This is a genomic window from Paenibacillus jamilae (assembly GCF_050482105.1).
Taxonomy (GTDB): Bacteria; Bacillota; Bacilli; order Paenibacillales; family Paenibacillaceae; genus Paenibacillus; species Paenibacillus jamilae_B.
The window spans coordinates 97948-115050 of sequence record NZ_JBCNHI010000020.1; the positions used below are offsets into that span (position 1 = coordinate 97948).

The 17103-nt window shown below is 41.6% G+C and carries 18 protein-coding genes; 12 read left to right on the forward strand and 6 right to left on the reverse strand.

Annotated features, from left to right (window positions below):
- Window positions 1-83: 83 nt before the first annotated feature.
- Together ABEW32_RS19270 and ABEW32_RS19275 are read right to left on the reverse strand one after the other, a co-directional pair.
- Window positions 84-935, reverse strand: coding sequence for a DegV family protein (locus ABEW32_RS19270; protein WP_430190763.1), 852 nt, complete (start codon window positions 933-935; stop codon window positions 84-86).
- Window positions 936-967: 32 nt separating this feature from the next.
- A complete protein-coding gene (locus tag ABEW32_RS19275) occupies window positions 968-1441 on the reverse strand; it encodes a hypothetical protein (RefSeq protein ID WP_430190765.1) in 474 nt (157 codons plus the stop codon).
- Window positions 1442-1660: 219 nt separating this feature from the next.
- On the opposite strand from ABEW32_RS19275, the gene ABEW32_RS19280 reads away from it, so the two are divergent.
- Window positions 1661-2044 (forward strand): DUF423 domain-containing protein, encoded by a 384-nt coding sequence (locus tag ABEW32_RS19280; protein ID WP_430190768.1) that lies wholly within the window; start codon window positions 1661-1663, stop codon window positions 2042-2044.
- Window positions 2045-2150: 106 nt separating this feature from the next.
- Here ABEW32_RS19280 and ABEW32_RS19285 read toward each other — a convergent pair whose 3' ends face one another.
- The 3 genes from ABEW32_RS19285 to infC form a co-directional block, all read right to left on the reverse strand.
- Window positions 2151-2699 (reverse strand): hypothetical protein, encoded by a 549-nt coding sequence (locus ABEW32_RS19285; RefSeq protein ID WP_430190770.1) that lies wholly within the window; start codon window positions 2697-2699, stop codon window positions 2151-2153.
- Between the two features lie 439 nt (window positions 2700-3138).
- Window positions 3139-3909 (reverse strand): ANT(4')-I family aminoglycoside nucleotidyltransferase, encoded by a 771-nt coding sequence (locus ABEW32_RS19290; RefSeq protein ID WP_430190773.1) that lies wholly within the window; start codon window positions 3907-3909, stop codon window positions 3139-3141.
- A gap of 477 nt (window positions 3910-4386) precedes the next feature.
- Entirely contained in the window at window positions 4387-4902 is a 516-nt protein-coding gene (gene infC, locus ABEW32_RS19295; protein WP_430190776.1) for a translation initiation factor IF-3, read from the reverse strand.
- A 172-nt stretch (window positions 4903-5074) separates the two neighbouring features.
- Here infC and ABEW32_RS19300 point away from each other — a divergent pair, with 172 nt between their 5' ends.
- The 11 genes from ABEW32_RS19300 to ABEW32_RS19350 all read left to right on the forward strand — a co-directional run bounded on the left by ABEW32_RS19300 (window position 5075) and on the right by ABEW32_RS19350 (window position 15641).
- The gene (locus ABEW32_RS19300) at window positions 5075-6070 is read left to right on the forward strand and encodes an ABC transporter substrate-binding protein (RefSeq protein ID WP_430190778.1); all 996 of its coding nucleotides are present in this window, start codon (window positions 5075-5077) and stop codon (window positions 6068-6070) included.
- The gene (locus tag ABEW32_RS19305; protein WP_430190780.1) at window positions 6067-8115 is read left to right on the forward strand and encodes an iron ABC transporter permease; all 2049 of its coding nucleotides are present in this window, start codon (window positions 6067-6069) and stop codon (window positions 8113-8115) included. The genes ABEW32_RS19300 and ABEW32_RS19305 overlap by 4 nt, the downstream gene beginning before the upstream one ends.
- A gap of 125 nt (window positions 8116-8240) precedes the next feature.
- Window positions 8241-8552, forward strand: coding sequence for an ArsR/SmtB family transcription factor (locus tag ABEW32_RS19310; RefSeq protein ID WP_430190783.1), 312 nt, complete (start codon window positions 8241-8243; stop codon window positions 8550-8552).
- 74 nt (window positions 8553-8626) lie between these two features.
- A complete protein-coding gene (locus ABEW32_RS19315; protein ID WP_430190786.1) occupies window positions 8627-9802 on the forward strand; it encodes an MFS transporter in 1176 nt (391 codons plus the stop codon).
- A gap of 234 nt (window positions 9803-10036) precedes the next feature.
- Complete coding sequence (locus ABEW32_RS19320) at window positions 10037-10561, forward strand: hypothetical protein (RefSeq protein ID WP_430190789.1); 525 nt, start codon at window positions 10037-10039, stop codon at window positions 10559-10561.
- 45 nt (window positions 10562-10606) lie between these two features.
- Complete coding sequence (locus tag ABEW32_RS19325; RefSeq protein WP_090887761.1) at window positions 10607-11281, forward strand: VOC family protein; 675 nt, start codon at window positions 10607-10609, stop codon at window positions 11279-11281.
- A gap of 94 nt (window positions 11282-11375) precedes the next feature.
- Entirely contained in the window at window positions 11376-11831 is a 456-nt protein-coding gene (locus tag ABEW32_RS19330; RefSeq protein WP_430190792.1) for a GNAT family N-acetyltransferase, read from the forward strand.
- Between the two features lie 223 nt (window positions 11832-12054).
- A complete protein-coding gene (locus ABEW32_RS19335) occupies window positions 12055-13386 on the forward strand; it encodes a helix-turn-helix domain-containing protein (RefSeq protein WP_430191984.1) in 1332 nt (443 codons plus the stop codon).
- Window positions 13376-13501: a hypothetical protein gene (locus tag ABEW32_RS19340; RefSeq protein ID WP_016820449.1), complete on the forward strand. Its 126-nt coding sequence runs from the start codon at window positions 13376-13378 to the stop codon at window positions 13499-13501. Before ABEW32_RS19335 ends, ABEW32_RS19340 begins: the two co-directional genes overlap by 11 nt.
- Window positions 13502-13733: 232 nt before the next feature.
- A complete protein-coding gene (locus ABEW32_RS19345) occupies window positions 13734-15104 on the forward strand; it encodes a transcriptional regulator (protein ID WP_430190795.1) in 1371 nt (456 codons plus the stop codon).
- Window positions 15105-15419: 315 nt separating this feature from the next.
- Window positions 15420-15641 carry a hypothetical protein gene (locus ABEW32_RS19350; RefSeq protein ID WP_430190798.1) on the forward strand — a complete coding sequence of 74 codons (222 nt, stop codon included), beginning with the start codon at window positions 15420-15422 and terminating at the stop codon, window positions 15639-15641.
- A gap of 921 nt (window positions 15642-16562) precedes the next feature.
- Here ABEW32_RS19350 and ABEW32_RS19355 read toward each other — a convergent pair.
- Window positions 16563-17042: a hypothetical protein gene (locus ABEW32_RS19355; protein ID WP_430190801.1), complete on the reverse strand. Its 480-nt coding sequence runs from the start codon at window positions 17040-17042 to the stop codon at window positions 16563-16565.
- Between the last annotated feature and the right edge of the window lie 61 nt (window positions 17043-17103).

The window sequence follows — 17103 nt, forward strand, 5'->3', positions numbered from 1 at the left end:
AGGAAAGTTATTCATTGCTAAATTAATGGAAGAAACCAAAAAACCTGCTACCCTTGGGTAACAGGTCTGATATTGGATAAAAACTAAGCCTTTTTGGCATACATAATACCGATCGTTTGTGGACCACAATGACTGGATATGACACAGCCTGCTGTGGTTAGCAGTACCTCTTGTGCGTTCGTTTCCTCTTGCAGGCGTGCTTGCAGCATCAGCGCGTCTTCCTCAGCCAAAGCATGTACTACAATGATGATATCGTTATCCATTAAATCCCGATGCCTTAGGGCATTTTGCAGCATTTGATCCAGCGCCTTTTCACGTTTGCCGCGGACCTTGTAAGCAGGTGTCATTTTTCCATCAATCACTTTGATTACCGGACGAATTTTGAGCAGGCTGCCGATCAGGTTTTGCATGCCAGAGCATCTTCCGCCTTTATATAGGTATTCAAGTGTATCAATGACAAATTCTGTGTCGATTAGCGGCCTAGTTGCCGTCAACATGTCTACAATCTGTTCTATCGTATTGCCGTTTGCTGCCATGCGAGCAGCTTTCATCACAAGCAGGCCAAAGCCGCACGACAAATTCAGGGAATCAAAAACCGTAATGCGACCTTCTGGAAATTCGGAGGCAGCGAGCAGCGCATTCTGGTACGTCGATGATAGCTCGGAAGACAGACTGATATATAAAATGTCATCCCCTTGTTCTATGTAGGGCGTAAAGGCTTGAATAAAATCTGCCGGGGAAGGTGCGGCGGTGCGAGGTAAGCGTCCCTCGCGGCTGACACGCTCAAATAATTGTTCCGGGTGGATGTTCACTCCGTCTTGCAATGCTTCATCGCCAAATACGGTATACAATGGCACAATGCTAATCTCGTACTGTTGACGCCAGTGGACAGGAACATCACTGGTACTGTCTGCAAAAATTTTAATTTTGTTCATACATTAAATCCTCTCTGTGAGATGCAGAAAAATCATAAAGATTGCACGGAGGAAGGATAAATATCCGCTGTGCTATTCGGAATGGCAAGACCGATGGCAAGTAGTGCAATAAAGCCTACAATAATGAGTGCATTAATGATCAATCCTGTAATAGCAAAGGTTTTCTTACGGTTTTTTAACGCAATGCCGATGATCCCGACCACAAGTCCGCTACAATTCAGCAGCAGGCTGGCTAAAAAAATAAAGGGAATCAGCACCGTTCCGGTTTGCTGCAAAGCGACTTCCGGGTTCATTGTTTGGTATTGGCTGAAATGAGCCAGCAGATTAATGACCATAATAGCCAGAATAATATATCCGATCAGACTGACGAGCGACATAATAAAGGAGGCAATTCCGGGACCGGAATGCTTAAGCTTGACCGGAGGCTGGAACACAGGAGCTTCTGAAAAAACAGGATGCTCCTCAGACGCAGCAGGCTTTTGCAAATTAGGATCTTGGTAACTCATTTTTTCAACTCCTTGAACATAAGTCCGAACAGGTACTAATTTTCCACAAAATAAACAAAAAAGCAAGCCACCTTACACATTACCCTCCAATAGCCAGAGGTTAATCATCCAATTTGGTATACGCTTGGTTCCCACACACTGGCTGGTAAACTTCATGCTGTTCCGATAAAATAAGAAGAACATTCGAGTAAAAGGATCAGTGAAAAGGAGTATACAAACATGCAACGAAGATGGATAATAGTAGGATCTATAATGATGATGTTGGCGGTAGCCATTGGAGCGTTTGGAGCGCATATTGTAAAAGCACGGATCGACGCGGATGCATTGGCTGTATATGAAACGGGTGTGAAATATCATATGATTCATGCTGTCGGTTTGCTGATTGTTGGGTTGGCTACCGGACAGTGGGGTTCTTCGACCCGTTTAAGATGGGCAGCGCGTCTATTGTTCACGGGTATCATTTTGTTTTCTGGCAGCCTATACGTGCTGAGTTTAACCGGAATCCGTGTGCTGGGGGCAATCACCCCATTAGGAGGCGTGTGTTTTATTGCAGGATGGATATTGTTGGCATGGGCTGCTACTGCTCTAAAGAAAGAGGCTTAGAAATCTTCCCGGCCCATACTAAAAAAAGAGAATTGGCAGGAAAGACGTAATGTTTTTCCACCGATTCTCTTTTTTCATGTGTAGTTGTTCTAGTGAGCTATTACATTTACGATGTGATTTCATCAATCTCATTCATTTTAAAGGAGTATACTTGCTTCTCATCGACATGATATACACTCAGCAGGTTATTATCATGATCTAGGTTGAGTATGCGGCAAGGAATACTGCGCTGTCCGCCATAGCGGTTCACGATTAACCGTACAAGCGTATTATCTTGTATATAGCGTTTGATCCATTCATACGTGCTAAGGTCTTGTTGTATTGCAGGCTTTGGCTGTACGTGGGATTGTTTGATCTCTTGAACAACAGGTGGTTTGTTCGTAATTGCGGCTAATTTCTTTTTGGAGAATCTTTCTGCTAGCGTAGCAGCTGCATCGGATGGGCTATTAACGGCCGACTGCTTTTTTAGATATAATGCAGCTTCAATTAAATTACCAAGTTCGATACCGGACTGAATCCGACTATCCGCAATTTGTTCGTTTTGGCTCAAGAGATTAAGCAGGAACTGAAGGGCCTCTACGTTCGAACGACCTTTAACTAATACATCAACATTAAATAAATAACTGGTTTCGTCTTGATTTGATTCCTTTTTCATACATCCTCCAGCCCAAGCCCTGGGTAATTAGTCTTTTGTAGTACCTATCAATATATCATTAAAACGTAATCTGTCATAGGGCCTAGGGCCCTGTTATTGGATATTATTAAAAATAAGCACTATATAAAGACCTATACGTTAAATTTTCTCTGAATACACAGAAAATATATATTCCGGCATGTGCACAATAATAAAAGCTGTACATGTGAAGATGAATAGAGCCGAAGTATGCATATATCGAGAATAAGTGAGGTGGGAGATGAAATCAAGTAAATTAAATTTTAAATATTTTACAAAAAAGTATAGCGTGGCATATCTTCATCAAGGATCTTTTTCCGCCGAGAAAAAAATTAAAATCCCCCTTAATAAAAGAGGGATTTGGGATGTCGAAAAGATGGTATATTATAGTAGGCAAAATTAAAGCAGAATTGATTTTGGATTAAAAGGGGATTCGTTGTGATCTCATATGATAGTCATGTTCGGCTGCCCAACTCACAAGACCACTCCAAAAATTTTCACAGGCTGAAATGATCTTTGCTGGTTCCGCTAAATTCCCGGACATAACCAGCTTAACTAGATATTCAAATCCGTCTGGACGACCCGGAAGCTCCAGTGCCTCTGGTAGAACCATTGAACCTGTTGAGAAAAGCTTCTGATTGTGTAACCCAACCAACATAGCCCCATAGTGGGCAAACTGCATGATCAAGTACGGCAAGTAGGTATGAGGGCCATTTGTCCGGACATTTCTAAGCTTTCCGATAAACTCATACATTTCGCCTACAAGCACTTCGTTGATTGCATGCCTGAAATCTTCTTTTGTTGGGGATTCGGCCGCTTCCTTTAATATAGAAAAAAAGTCTTTAGGATCATATAGACGAAGTGGGGCAAAGAAGGGACCATGTGTCAACGGCCACTCTCCCTCAACAGTAGAAGCCATTTTCAGAAGAATGTCTGAACTACAGACGTTCACCTCGGCCTTCCAGGGACCCGCCGACCATTCATGGCTAAAATCTACGGAAGCGTTGGATTCATTTAGTACACAAAACATTTCAATATCCGAGAACGGACCATCTGCACCTTTGGCAACAGATCCATAGACCCCTATAGCTAGAATTTTGTCTTTATATACTTCATGTAACCTAGCAGCTATTTCGTGGCACGTCTGAAGCCTCTCATTTCGGGAAATGTGGACAGGTCCATTCATGTTCATTTGTGATTCTCCCTCCGTTTTTTAGCAAGCATGGTATGGAGCGCTGTGGGGAAATAGCGACAAGTGAAAACATCTATTTTATCAGTAGTGTGGTGACTTATGAAGCCCTTTGTTAAGAGAACTAAAAACATTACGGTCAATAATTTTCTTTTTCATTGTGTGATTAATGAAACGCCTAGCAGAGATTTTGTCAGTCTTAGAATATACTCTTCCAAAACTTCATTTTTTGAAGTGAGCTTTTCATGGAAGGGGAACTGGTCCATCAACCTTCATAAACCCAATACTTGTTCCCGTATCATTAAATATGCTATAGCACTCGGATGGGATTACAGCCAAGAAAAGAAACAGATGAAAATGGATCAGGCTGATTTTCTTATAGCCGAGCTAGGCTTAGAGGACTAAGGTAAGTGTTTGACCATAGCGAATTAAGCCGTCACATTAAATCTGCTCGCCCTGCTTCACCATTTGGTTCGCCATTCAGCGAGGGTTTAATTTCACCTGTGAACCTTTGCCGCCCGTCTGGATTCCAGTTTCCTTTACGCCGACTTCCTTCAGATCGCCCAGTAGCCGCTCCAGCACCGCTTTGGCGACGGGTGCTTCTTTTGCGCCTGAAGCCTTGACGACCAACTGTACCGGTTTACCAGAACGTAGCTGCTTGTCCGCCTGACGCAGCTTCGTGTCGTAATCATGCTCCTCAATGTGAGCGGTGAAGCGAAGCTCCTTGACCTTTTCTTTGCCGCTGTTCCCTGCGGCTCGTCCGTTGTTTGTTTTGCTGGTTGCCACTTTTTTTTGCGCAAGTGCTTTTCCCTGGCCCTTTGCAACCAAACTGCACGGTGGTGGACTACTCATCAGTGAGGTGCAGACTAGATCCACTCCTTGGGATCGGGCCATTGCCAAGGCGTCTGATTTGGAAACAATGCCGTGGTTCTCGCCTGAGAGTCCAGTGAGCACCACCTCATCAGCTTTAATCTGCTCGTTAATTAATACTGCCACTTCAATGTAGCCTCCCTTAAATCAATGATAAAGCTATCATATACGGAACCTGTGTGCGATTCAATTGAACTTCGATATATCCTTGTTGACAAAAATCACTAACCCCTATACTCTTTTACTGATAATGATTATCATTTTCCGATGCATATACATACAGGGGTGATTGAGAGAAATGAAAAAGATGTTGAATGGCCTATTGTTATTTGTAGTTTTTGCGATTGTATTGGCAGGCTGCGGTTCGGCTGGGAATAGCTCGAAGACGGAGGGGGCTGCAGGATCTGAGCAGACATCTACAGCGGCTGGTCCGGTTACGGTTAAGGATGACCATGGGGAAGTCAAGCTGGACAAGTCAGCGGAACGTGTCGTTGTACTCGAATGGACGTTTACCGAGGATCTGATTGCCCTTGGCGTACAGCCGGTCGGGAATGCGGACAATGCTAACTACAAGCTGTGGGTAACACCAGAAGCGAAGCTGGCTGATACCGTAACGGATATCGGTACACGTGGCGAACCCAATCTCGAAGCGATTGCGGCGCTTAAGCCAGATCTTATTATCTCTAACGCCGATAACAATGCAGCAATCTATGCACAGCTTAAGGGAATTGCGCCAACGATCGAATTCGATCCTTACAAGGGGAACGGTTATGATTACGACCGTATGGTCGAGATTTTCAAGCAAATCGCTGTGGCTACCGGTAAAGCAGAACAGGCTGATAAAGTCTTAAGCGAGCTTGACCAGCACTATGTAGAGGCAAAGGATGCATTGGAGAAAGCAGGCAAAGCAGACTTCCATTATGCGCTGACACAGGCTTTTACAGCTCAAAATGCTGCCAGTTTGCGAATGTTCAAGGATAATTCAGTTGTAGCGGGGACGCTTTCGAAAATCGGCATGGTGAACGACTGGAAATCGGACCAGACCGAGAAATACGGATTCAGTACCGTAGGCATCGAAGCTCTTCCAGCTGTACAGGATAGTAATTTTATCTATATTACGCAAAAGACGGACGATGTATTCGGTGCCGCAATGAAGAACAACTCGGTATGGAACGGGCTGAACTTTGTTAAAGAAAAACGGACCTACCCGCTAGACGGTACAACATGGACATTTGGTGGCCCAATCTCATCTAAAGTATTGGTTGATCAAGTAGTCGGAGCTCTGACGAAATGACCCGAACGGACACAAGGGGGTTGTCGAAGACTTGGCGTATAGGAAGCATCTTTGGGGGCGGATTGATCGTCCTCATCGTGCTTTTTTTTGTAAGCTTGTGTTATGGGGAGGCCTCGATTCCGCTACATACAGTCATTGAGGCGTTGACCCAGCGACAGGATACGCTTGAGCATAACATGGTTTGGGATCTTCGGATGCCGCGTACGGTCATTGGAATCTTGGCTGGCGGTGCGCTGGCTATTGCTGGTGCTCTGCTTCAGGCCATCACCAAAAATCCACTGGCGGCTTCTGATACCCTAGGGATAAACGCTGGTGCCTACTTTGTGGTCGTACTGGGTGCGGTGATGTTTCCAGGCCTGCTGCACCAGGCACCATTTCTATTTGCCGCCGCTGGCGGTTTGCTGGCAGCGGTGCTGGCTTACTTTATGGGCGGGGGAAGAGCTGGAACTCCAATTCGGTTGGCGCTGGCCGGCTTGATCGTATCCATGGTGCTTGGTTCGTTTACCGGAGCGCTGCATATCTTTTATTCATTTGAAACACAGGGGTTGTTTCTCTGGGGCTCCGGTTCACTGGTGCAAAACGATTGGAGTGGCACGACTTACGCTTGGCCTTGGGTCATAGGACTCTCGGTTATTGCTATTATGCTGTCAAGGCAGTTTGATGTACTGGATCTGGATGAGTCCACATCCACGTCCCTTGGACAAAAGGTTAGCTTAACCCGGGCGGTGGGAATTGTGCTGGCGGTTCTGCTGTCGACCATTACAGTCAGCGTCATTGGTCCCATCGGATTTGTAGGTTTGGTGGCTCCGCATTTGGTTCGCTTAAGCGGGCTGAAAATGCATCGTTGGGTACTGCCCGGTTCCTTCCTATGGGGGGCACTGCTGTTGATAGGTGCAGACGTGCTGGCGAAAATGATTCACAAATCAAGCATGGATCTGCCAACCGGAGCGGTCATGGCCTTGATCGGGGCACCATGGTTGATTTGGCTGATTCTGTGGAAGATGAAGCTGCCTTCCGGTGTCGGGGGACAGTCTTCCATGAACATAGGTGTACGCTCTCGGAAATTACCGTTTGGCAGACTGGTTACAATATTTGCTTGCTGTGCCGTGCTGCTAACGGTATTCAGCCTAATGTTTGGAGGAATGCGCATTCCAGTGGGGGATCTGCTGACTGGTCTGTTTGGCGGGGAGAGCGCGAACTCGGCATTGCTTCAATTTAGAATACCACGTACGCTGGTGGCGGCCGGGGCTGGTATCGCGCTTGCAGTCAGCGGCGTCTTGATCCAACTGGCAGTTCGTAATCCATTGGCAGATGCCTCGATCATCGGAGTTTCTTCGGGGGCTGGTTTCGGCGCGCTTGCAGTGATTATCGTCTGGCCTGGGCTGCCTATTTATATGCTGCCCATCGCGGCGATTGCTGGAGCGACGGTGTCGGCAGCAGTGATCTTCTTTTTATCGTGGAACAAGCAGCTAAATCCGTCGGTGGTCATCCTGCTTGGTATTGCTGTATCTGCCATCGGCTCAGCCGGTATTCAGGTATTAATTATCCAAGGTTCGCTCTGGGGGAGCACAGGCTATATCTGGCTGACCGGTAGTACCTACGCTCGAAACTGGGGGCAGGTGGCGACCATTTTCGCCTTTCTGCTCGTGTTGTTGCCAGTAGCGTGGTGGCTGGCTCGCCGTTTCGATCTTTTGGTATTTGACGATAGCAGTGCCATGGGTCTGGGGCTTCCGGTGCGCCGCACCCGGCTGTTGGCGATGGTGGTGGGTGTGCTGCTGGCGGGTGGAGCAGTAGCCTGTGTGGGAACAATCGGTTTCATTGGGCTCATTGCACCGCATATCGTGCGTACGTTGATCGGGCACCATGTGCGTCGTTCCATTGTGCTGTCGAGCATCTTGGGAGCGGTCATGTTGGTGCTGGCGGATACGATTGGACGGACAGTGCTTGCGCCGACCGAAATTCCTTCTGGATTGCTGATTGCATTGATCGGTGCACCGTATTTTCTGTACTTGATGTACCGCTCGAATCAGAGTAAATCTGTGTAGTTGAGATGACACGAACAGGCTGTTTCCAAGCGGATTCTCCGTGAGGGAGCAGCCTTTATTATTTTTTCTAGTCATCTTCTGAATTAAATATTTACAAATCTAATAAAGTAGATATAATGTGATGTATGGAACCGTCATTGATTTATAAAGCTTTGTCCAACGAGACTCGTCGTCTAATTATGCAGTGGTTAAAAAAACCGGAAGATTATTTTGATGAGCAGGTTTATTTAAAGCAAGGGCTTAATTTTCAAATTGGTGTATGTGTGGGAGATATTCAGGCTAAATCGGGACTTGCACAGTCTGTAATTTCAAGTTATTTATTAACGATGCAAAAATCCGGTTTGTTAGAGTCTGAGCGGGTAGGGAAGTGGACGTACTATCGTCGGAATGAAAAAACAATACAGGAATTTGCCGAGTACATCCAAAAAGAACTATAAACAGAAAGGAGTTTTTTTTCACATAACATATCTACGAATCTATATATATAATTAATTGGAGGCTTATACTTACTATGAAAAAGGTTAACCCGATACTTATTATCATTCTAGCTTTGGGCGTGTTCGGCATTATTACAACGGAAATGGGCATTATAGGCGTTCTTCCCCAAGTCACTCAAAAATTCAATATATCAGCTTCCCAGGCTGGTTGGCTCGTCAGTATATTTTCTTTCGTTGTTGCCATCTCAGGGCCGTTTTTGACCTTACTCGTTTCTGGCATGAATCGTAAACTTATACTATTAATAGCTGTCTTCAGCTTTGTTATTTCAAATGTTGTCTATGCCTATACTACTCATTTTGAGGTCATGCTCATTTTTCGCGTTCTCCCTGCTATATTTCACCCTGTCTTTTTTTCGGTTGCTCTCGTGACCGCATCTCATCTTGTTCCCCCGGAAAAGAGCAGTAAAGCCGTCACCAAGGTTTTCGCCGGAATCACGGTAGGATTTGCTTTTGGCGTTCCCTTGACTTCTTATCTTGCTGAGAAAATAGCATTAGAAGCTGCTTTCTGGTTTGGAGCTGTCATAAGCATGATTGCATTTGTAGGAATCCTCATCTGGCTTCCTTCTCTCCCTGTTCAGGAAAAGATGTCTTATGGCAAACAGCTTAGTGTATTACGCAAGCCTCAATTATGGTTCAATATTGTGTCTGTTATTTTTATCTTTGCAGCTATGTTTTCAGTGTATAGCTATTTTGCTGAATATCTTGGAAAAGTAACTCTGATGAACGGATCATGGATTAGCATAATGCTGATGGTCTTTGGAGTCGTTATGATTTTTGGGAACTTTTTATTTGGAGGATTATTACATAAAAATCTGACCAAGACCATCATCACGTTCCCGTTGCTATATATGGTCATTTACGTACTCACTTATGCGCTGGGCACTTCTTTCCTACCGATGATTGTGGTTGTGCTCATGTGGGGAGCCGTGCATTCTGGAGGGCTAATTAATAGCCAAACTTGGTTAACCACTGAAACAAAGGAAGCTCCAGAATTCGGTAACAGCCTGTTTGTCTCATTCTCTAATCTCGGCATTACGATAGGGGCTGCTATAGGCGGGTGGTTTATCTCTCACTTGGGAATACACCAGCTCATCTGGAGCGGAATGATGTTTGCACTGCTAGCATTTTTAATGATTATCATAAAAATAAAAATGTTCAAATCAAATGCAACGGAAGTCAACGTGCGTTAAAATATGGAGAGACATTAGAGGAGTACTCTACATTATGACCATAAAATGATACATGGGGTGATGTTGATTGCATTTCGTATGGACTTCGATCTTAATGACATTCGTAATCATTAGCGGGATCTTGGCGTTGCTCACCTGGGGAGTGATATCCTTAATTAAGCGTTTTCGCTAATCGTAATAAAGGAGTAGACATCTCTATGTGTTGAAATTACATTATTTATGGGGAGGAATCTGATGGATATTCGAATGTATCACGATCTGGAGGCTCAATTGGAAGAAGCGATTTGGGCTCTTGGAGAGGAAGCAGCTCTTACACTTCCCATAGATAGCGGTATGGCCGAGGAAAAAGCACAGAAGGCTTGGGATCTAATCCCTGAGCCAAAGCATACATGGGGCATTACAGCTGTAACCTTGCATCAGTATGTTCAAATACTCAACTATAACAGTCATATGGAGCGATCAGTAGAGCTTTTAAATGACGAAATTTTAGATTTGGAAGGTTCAGGGCACCGAATTATACATGCAGAGCCTTACATTCAAATGGCGGAAACGCATCTTCTTCAGAGCAAGCCTGGATTAGCTTATAAATATCTCAAGAAGGCATACTCGATTGGGGGCGCACGGGCATTTCGGGATCAGCCCAAGCTTTATCTCGAAATGGCGAAAAGTAAAGCTCTGGATGAACAGGATATATTACTTCGATTTAAGGCGTTGGATGTAAATGCCAAACTTTTGAGCGAATTAAAAGATAGCCAATAATCAATGTAATGGTCTTATTTTTTATTTATGAGGAGGACGACTGCTTTGAAATTAAAAGAAGTGCTCTTAGGTACACACAGCTTCGAAGCGATGAAGATTTTTTACGGTTCTCTCCTGGATTTGCAGGTTGTAGAGGAGGGGACTTCGCGGTTATCGTTTCAAGTAGGGGAATCGGTGCTTGCTTTTCAGGAATCCTCCCATATGGAAAATGAGTTTTACCATATTGCCTTTACGATTCCAACCAATAAATTTATAGAAGCCAAACAGTGGGCTATCAACCGAGGAATTTCGTTGATTTCAAGGCACCAAGAAGATGAGTTTTATTTCGAAAACTGGAATGCAACCGCGTTTTACTTCTATGATCCGGATCAAAACCTCGTTGAATTCATTGCTCACCATACACTCGATAATGCAGTCGCTGAAGCTTTCGGATCTCACTCGATACTTCGTATAAGCGAGATTGGTCTTCCGGTCGATGATGTTCCAGAGGGTTCTAGAATAATTACCGAAACGTTCCAACTTAATTCATGGGGAGGGGCTGGACAGAAATTTGTACCGCTAGGGGATGTGGAAGGTTCCTTTATTGTTACAGACAAGCAACGTCCCTGGTTTCCTGATGATAGGCTTCCGACCGTGTTCAGCATCCGTGTCTTGTTTGAAGGTATATGCTCTGCCCGTCTTTCGCTTCATAATGGGTCGTATGAATTGAGATCAACCTGAGTTAAGGCTTCATCTCATTGCCACCACCCTGGATTTCTAGAATAGATCAATAAGAGGAATATCCGGGGATTACCATACATATAGGAGAGAATAGATGAATATAAGACCGCTTCATTCACATGAAAACTATCCGTTAGAGCTTTTGTTACTAGCTGATCCTTCGCGCCAACTTGTTGAAGAATATTTAAAAAGAGGGCAGTGTTATGTAGCAGAAGTTGACGATCAAATTGTGGGCGTTTATGTGCTGTTACCTACAAGACCTAAAACAATTGAAGTAGTGAATATAGCAGTAGCTGAAGTCATGCATGGTAAAGGGATAGGCAGACAATTAGTGACACATGCGATTGAAACAGCCCGGGCACAAGGATATACAACGTTAGAAATTGGTACAGGAAACTCTAGCATTGGACAGCTAGCCCTCTACCAAAAATGTGGTTTCAGAATTGTTGGTGTAGATCTGGATTTCTTTGTCAGACATAACTATGTAGAAGAAATTTATGAGAATGGTATACAGTGTAGAGATATGATTCGTATGTCTCAGGATTTGTAGAGCTTAATTTTCTTTGCAAACCCTTCAAAGGTATCTTAAGTAAGGTTCTGAAAGGTATATGATATTGTGCCAAAAGATGGTACAATGGATTGCGGAAAGGCTATACAATCATTGGATTGCAATAGTCCTTTTTTAATGAGTGGATATCCTACTAAGTTCCTGACAAGGGGTGGTTACTTTGTACAACACAACAACCACGATACTCACAGAGATAGCAAAACATATGAGAGATCATGATTTAATCCTAAGTGATTTAGCTAGAGAAGCCGAAATGAATCCGGGCACCATGAGCAGTATTATTAATGGGAACCGCACACTTTCAGTCGATCAGTTAGACCGAATTACACAAGCGATGGGCTATCCCGTTGGTTATTACTATGAACGCTACGTGTCTGAGTATTTAGCAGAGGCTAATCCGAATTGGCGTCGAATGAGTCCTTTTATACATAATTGTGCGAGACTCAATAAATTGGACTGCATTCATGATGTGGTTAATTTATTGATGGATAAACTAGGCTATTCAGAATCTTTATTTGAGCTTGCCGAAGAATTATTTCATGAAAAAATGTATCAAGCGGCAACCATACTTTATGAAAATGTGGCTATAAGTGAGAAAAAGCAATATTCAGAACGTCTGGCTATGTGTCAGTATCGCTTGTTCCATACAAGGCAAGGAGATAATCAAGAGAAAAACTATGAAGCAGCCGTTCAATTTGAAATATACGTTGATCGACTAGATGAGATAGAACAGTTAGATGCATTAAAAGATCTGGCGAATACATACCGTTCGTTACGAAAATGGGACAAAGTAGAATTATTCGCTAAAGCTCTGGGAGACAAGGCCAAAATCCAATATAACATGGAGCAAGAACGCCATCCATCCAAAAGAGAAAATGTAAAGAAACCAAGCTTTCCTCTATTTGCTTATTGGGCTTTTTCTCATTTGCTTCGTGCACAAGCATATGACGAGAGGAAAGACTATGAAAAGGGACTTCATCATATCAAAAAGTATGCTGATTTAAGCTGGGTTTTGGATACAGATGAAGAAACATTGGAATGGAAAAATAAGTATGAGGATTGGGCGGTAGTAAATACTTATGTGAATAAGCTTCTTTCAGGCGAAAAGAGCGTACTTCCCGAGTATGTATCTTATATTTCTTCAAGGAAAGATGAGGTTCTTCCCGCACTTGATAATATCTTTGAGGCGGCTAATCGATACCAATTTGATGTAGATGATATTTTAGAGCAATTCAAGGAGGACATTTCATCTTATTTAGAACAACAAAAAATCGAAGGCTATTATACTCAAAGATTCATAACAGAGCGTTTTATACATTTTTCTAAGGAATTATCAGTCTACTTTTTGACTAAAGGAAGATTCTCTGATGGTTTTAAATTTTTATTAAGTTGTTTGGAAAAATCTACATTAATCAATAATAAATCATATATAATTAAATGTATGAGGCTTTTTGACTCTTATCAAGAGCATTCATCATTTGAGACGAAGACAGCTTACAGAAAATTGATTAATGAGGTGGATCAAGATGAAGCGTAAAATAATTCTGACCTTTTTAGCAACCAGCTTTATGTTAGTAGCGATAGTTACTGCCCCTTTACTTTTTCATGATCAAGAACATGGCTATCAACCGAGTCACCATGGCGAAATGTAATTATTCCTAACAGGAAAAAGATGTATGATATTTAAAGCACTTAAAAGGTACAGAGTATAAACCAAATGGATAATGGAACAGGTTAGATGGAATGATCCGTCTAGCCTTTTTATTGCGTGTTTTGCTGTATATAAGTAATATGAGGAAATCTTCTTTTGAGAAATATATGTAAAAAGTGCAAAAATGTATTATGTATCATATGCCGAGTTTACGTTGAAAGGGTGGTTTATCTATGGAGATCATACCTACGATTAGAGCAGAAGTTCAAACCTATCTGATACGAAAAAGCTTAACCATGACCGAGTTTGGTCATATTATTGACTTGAATGTAGGAACAGTTAGTGGCATTGTGACGGGCAACCGACCTATTTCTGTTCACCAGCTAGATTGTATCACTATGGGAATGAACTTGCCACCGGATTATTTTTATGAACGTTATATTGATGAATGTATTAAAGAAGAACCGCTTAACTGGCGAAGAATCAGCCCTTTTTTGTACCGATGCGTGGAGTTAGGACGACTTGATTGCTTGCAAAGAGTTGTAGGTATGTTGCTAGATAATCCTGTTTATCTTCCTTCACTTTTTGAAGTAGCCGAGGATTCTTTTAACAATGGTTATACTGAAGTAGCGGCATTCCTTTATGAAAATGTGGCGGAAGGGGAAAAGTATCAGTATTCAGAACGATTGGCGGTTTGCCAGTATCGATTGTTTACGATTCGTATTGGGGACGATCAAGAGAAAAACTATGATGCAGCCATTCAATTTGAGCCTTACGTTGAACGGTTAGATGAGATAGATCAGTTAGATGCACTAAGGGCGTTGGTGAATACATATCGTTCTTTACGAAAATGGGCTAAATTGGATGCGTTCGCCAAAGTGTTAGGAAATAAAGCAAAAATACAATACAAAATTGATCAACAGCATCATGAAAATAATAAAAACACAAAGAAGGCGCTATACCCTCCATTTGTCTACTGGGCATTTTCGCATTTAATACGAGCTGAAGTTTGTGATGCTAATAAAGATTATGATGCAGCGCTCCAACATATTCAAAGATATGCCGATTTAAGATGGGTAGAAGAGAAAGATGAAACGACCCTAGAATGGAAAAACCAATTTAAAGAATGGGCAACTGCTAATATTTATGTGAATAGGCTTATGTCTGGGGACTTAGGCGTAATCCCTGATTATGTTACTTATTTCTCTTCAAAGATAGATGAAATACTCCCTGCAATAGATAATATAATTGAGGCGGCTAATCGATATAATATTAATGTAGATCACATCCTTGAAAGGTTTAAAACAGAAATTCAATCTTTTTTGAAGGAACAAAATCAGGTAGGCGTATATACTCAACAAATTAGTGCAGAACGTTTCACTCATTTATCAAGGGGATTGGCAATCTATCATTTGCGTAAAGGGAGGTTTTCAGAAGGCTTCACATTTCTGTGTAGTTGTTTGGAAAAGTCTATTGAAGCTAATAATAGAATACAAGCTATCAGATGTATGAGGTTATTTACACATTTTAAAGAACATGCATCTGCTCATACGAGGGCAGTCTACGGAAATCTGATAAAAGCGGTTAACGAAGAGGAAGAGTAAGCTAATCTTACCATACTGACATTGTTTCCTGAGTTGCAGGGTATGGCTGAGGTTCGAGCTTTGAAGCGACGACTACTATATTCTAACTTAGGAATCATCCAACAGCGATGTACAATACTTTAGTCATAGTATTTCTGTTTTATTTCAGTTCAAATGTCACATGGATTAAAAGGAAATAACAGGATAGTAGATGGTTTTCTCTAAATCACCCCTTCTGATAAGATTATTTCTATTATACTGAAACGCATGCAGATTCCTTGAGTGGAAAGAAGACGGAACATTTAAAAGAGTTAACAATAAGTAGGAGGGATTGTTTTGGAATACACTGAATTAGTAGAACGTTTTGAGATGGGAGAAGAATTTCAATTCTATTATAAAAACGATAGTTACTGGATTAGCCATAATGAAGAAGAGTATTTTCTTACTCGGGAAAGAGACAGTTTTTCGCAGTCGTTTCAATCAGCAAGAGAGTTGTTTGTTAATGGAAAAATTGACGATAAGAATATCTTAGAATTGTGGGATAGCATAAAGATTTGAAAAAGTGTATTTTGGGCTTGCTCCTTTTTAGCTTCTAGACGATCATTTTATTTGTCTTCATGATGTTTATAATTATACGTTTCATCATCTACTTCTTTAATGGGAGCTTGGTTATATTGAATAATTCACCCTGCATTTCTTATAAAATCCTTGAATATAACTTGTTTACTAACTAAGGGAGCTTAAGCTATTTGATTTTCAACTGAATAAATTTCAGAAGGTTTGTATCCATGAATTTTTACAAGATAATTGAATACTTCGCTTTGAGATGACTTTAGTGTAACTACTAAGTATCCAAATGCTTGCAAATATAATTGCTATAAATATTGTTTCTTCATAACTGTCTTCTTTGTTGGAAGCAAGTCACCACGAGCAATATTTACTTTGGAATTATTCTGGGAAGTCTACTTATTTCCTTTTACAAATAAAAAAACGATTGTATACACTACTCCAGCAATGAGGCTTAGTAGAAACGAGAGTGATAAAGTTCTAAAAATAAAAGTAGAAGTGGGTACTGTATAAAATTCAAATATACCGTTGACTGAAGAACTCGTTGTTGGCCCTTTAATAAAGGAATAGTATATTCCTACAAAAAAACTGTAAGATAAATATTTAATTAGATTTTTCTCAAATTTACTCATTTCTTAGCCTCCAATAATGTTTATGGAAAACAGAATTTTTGTACTATGAAACCCTGCAAAATAATGTAGGAAAAGTCTATAAATATAGCGAGCTTAGTGAAATATAGGGGAGGAAATTTATTGATGTTATGTAAATTGTACGATATACGGGCTCACTGAGATAAAATAAATTATACTACATCTTGTAAGTCAGTTGATATTTTGAGATTTTAAGAAAGTAAGAAAGACGTTCAGATATAAAAAAAGAGACTATCTTACAAAGTAGACGAACCTCTTGTGTTCAAAATTGTCTAGCACTTACATTAAGGTCATAGGGAGAGCCGTCATTGTTGTATATATATACTTCATAGTTACCTGATAAGCCAATACCAACTAATTGTTCGAAATTCCTAGTTTTTTGTCCGCCGACAGGAATAGTTGTTTCGCCGAAGTCCAGACCGTTGACTTTTACACTAAGATAAACTGTTGACGAACCATTATTTTTAGCGTAGATATTCAATTTTTTACCGTTCTGAGGAGAGAGTGTGAAGAAATATCTGAAGGCTCCTTTTCCCATATGATGAATAGCAGGTATAGTTATAACATCCATAGGTGTAATTAAACGGGCATCCTTAACTTCGTTTCCATCGGCATTACCTTGATCTTGAGTTACAGGTATTGATTGCTCCGCATTTGCTATGTAATCTTTATTTGCAAAAGATGCAACTGGCAAAGATAATATTAATGCGGCAGACAATAATGCTGTTAAGATTTTCTTCATAAATTTAATTCCTCTCTAAAATATTTTTTGTAAACATCAAGTCAAATGCAAAAGGTTCATT

Bases quoted from the DNA above. Each gene is read 5' to 3' on its own strand.
- ABEW32_RS19270 (WP_430190763.1), bottom strand. From the start codon at position 935: ATGAACAAAATTAAAATTTTTGCAGACAGTACCAGTGATGTTCCTGTC.
- ABEW32_RS19275 (WP_430190765.1), bottom strand. From the start codon at position 1,441: ATGAGTTACCAAGATCCTAATTTGCAAAAGCCTGCTGCGTCTGAGGAG.
- ABEW32_RS19280 (WP_430190768.1), top strand. From the start codon at position 1,661: ATGCAACGAAGATGGATAATAGTAGGATCTATAATGATGATGTTGGCG.
- ABEW32_RS19285 (WP_430190770.1), bottom strand. From the start codon at position 2,699: ATGAAAAAGGAATCAAATCAAGACGAAACCAGTTATTTATTTAATGTT.
- ABEW32_RS19290 (WP_430190773.1), bottom strand. From the start codon at position 3,909: ATGAACATGAATGGACCTGTCCACATTTCCCGAAATGAGAGGCTTCAG.
- ABEW32_RS19300 (WP_430190778.1), top strand. From the start codon at position 5,075: ATGAAAAAGATGTTGAATGGCCTATTGTTATTTGTAGTTTTTGCGATT.
- ABEW32_RS19305 (WP_430190780.1), top strand. From the start codon at position 6,067: ATGACCCGAACGGACACAAGGGGGTTGTCGAAGACTTGGCGTATAGGA.
- ABEW32_RS19310 (WP_430190783.1), top strand. From the start codon at position 8,241: ATGGAACCGTCATTGATTTATAAAGCTTTGTCCAACGAGACTCGTCGT.
- ABEW32_RS19315 (WP_430190786.1), top strand. From the start codon at position 8,627: ATGAAAAAGGTTAACCCGATACTTATTATCATTCTAGCTTTGGGCGTG.
- ABEW32_RS19320 (WP_430190789.1), top strand. From the start codon at position 10,037: ATGGATATTCGAATGTATCACGATCTGGAGGCTCAATTGGAAGAAGCG.
- ABEW32_RS19330 (WP_430190792.1), top strand. From the start codon at position 11,376: ATGAATATAAGACCGCTTCATTCACATGAAAACTATCCGTTAGAGCTT.
- ABEW32_RS19335 (WP_430191984.1), top strand. From the start codon at position 12,055: ATGAGAGATCATGATTTAATCCTAAGTGATTTAGCTAGAGAAGCCGAA.
- ABEW32_RS19340 (WP_016820449.1), top strand. From the start codon at position 13,376: ATGAAGCGTAAAATAATTCTGACCTTTTTAGCAACCAGCTTTATGTTA.
- ABEW32_RS19345 (WP_430190795.1), top strand. From the start codon at position 13,734: ATGGAGATCATACCTACGATTAGAGCAGAAGTTCAAACCTATCTGATA.
- ABEW32_RS19355 (WP_430190801.1), bottom strand. From the start codon at position 17,042: ATGAAGAAAATCTTAACAGCATTATTGTCTGCCGCATTAATATTATCT.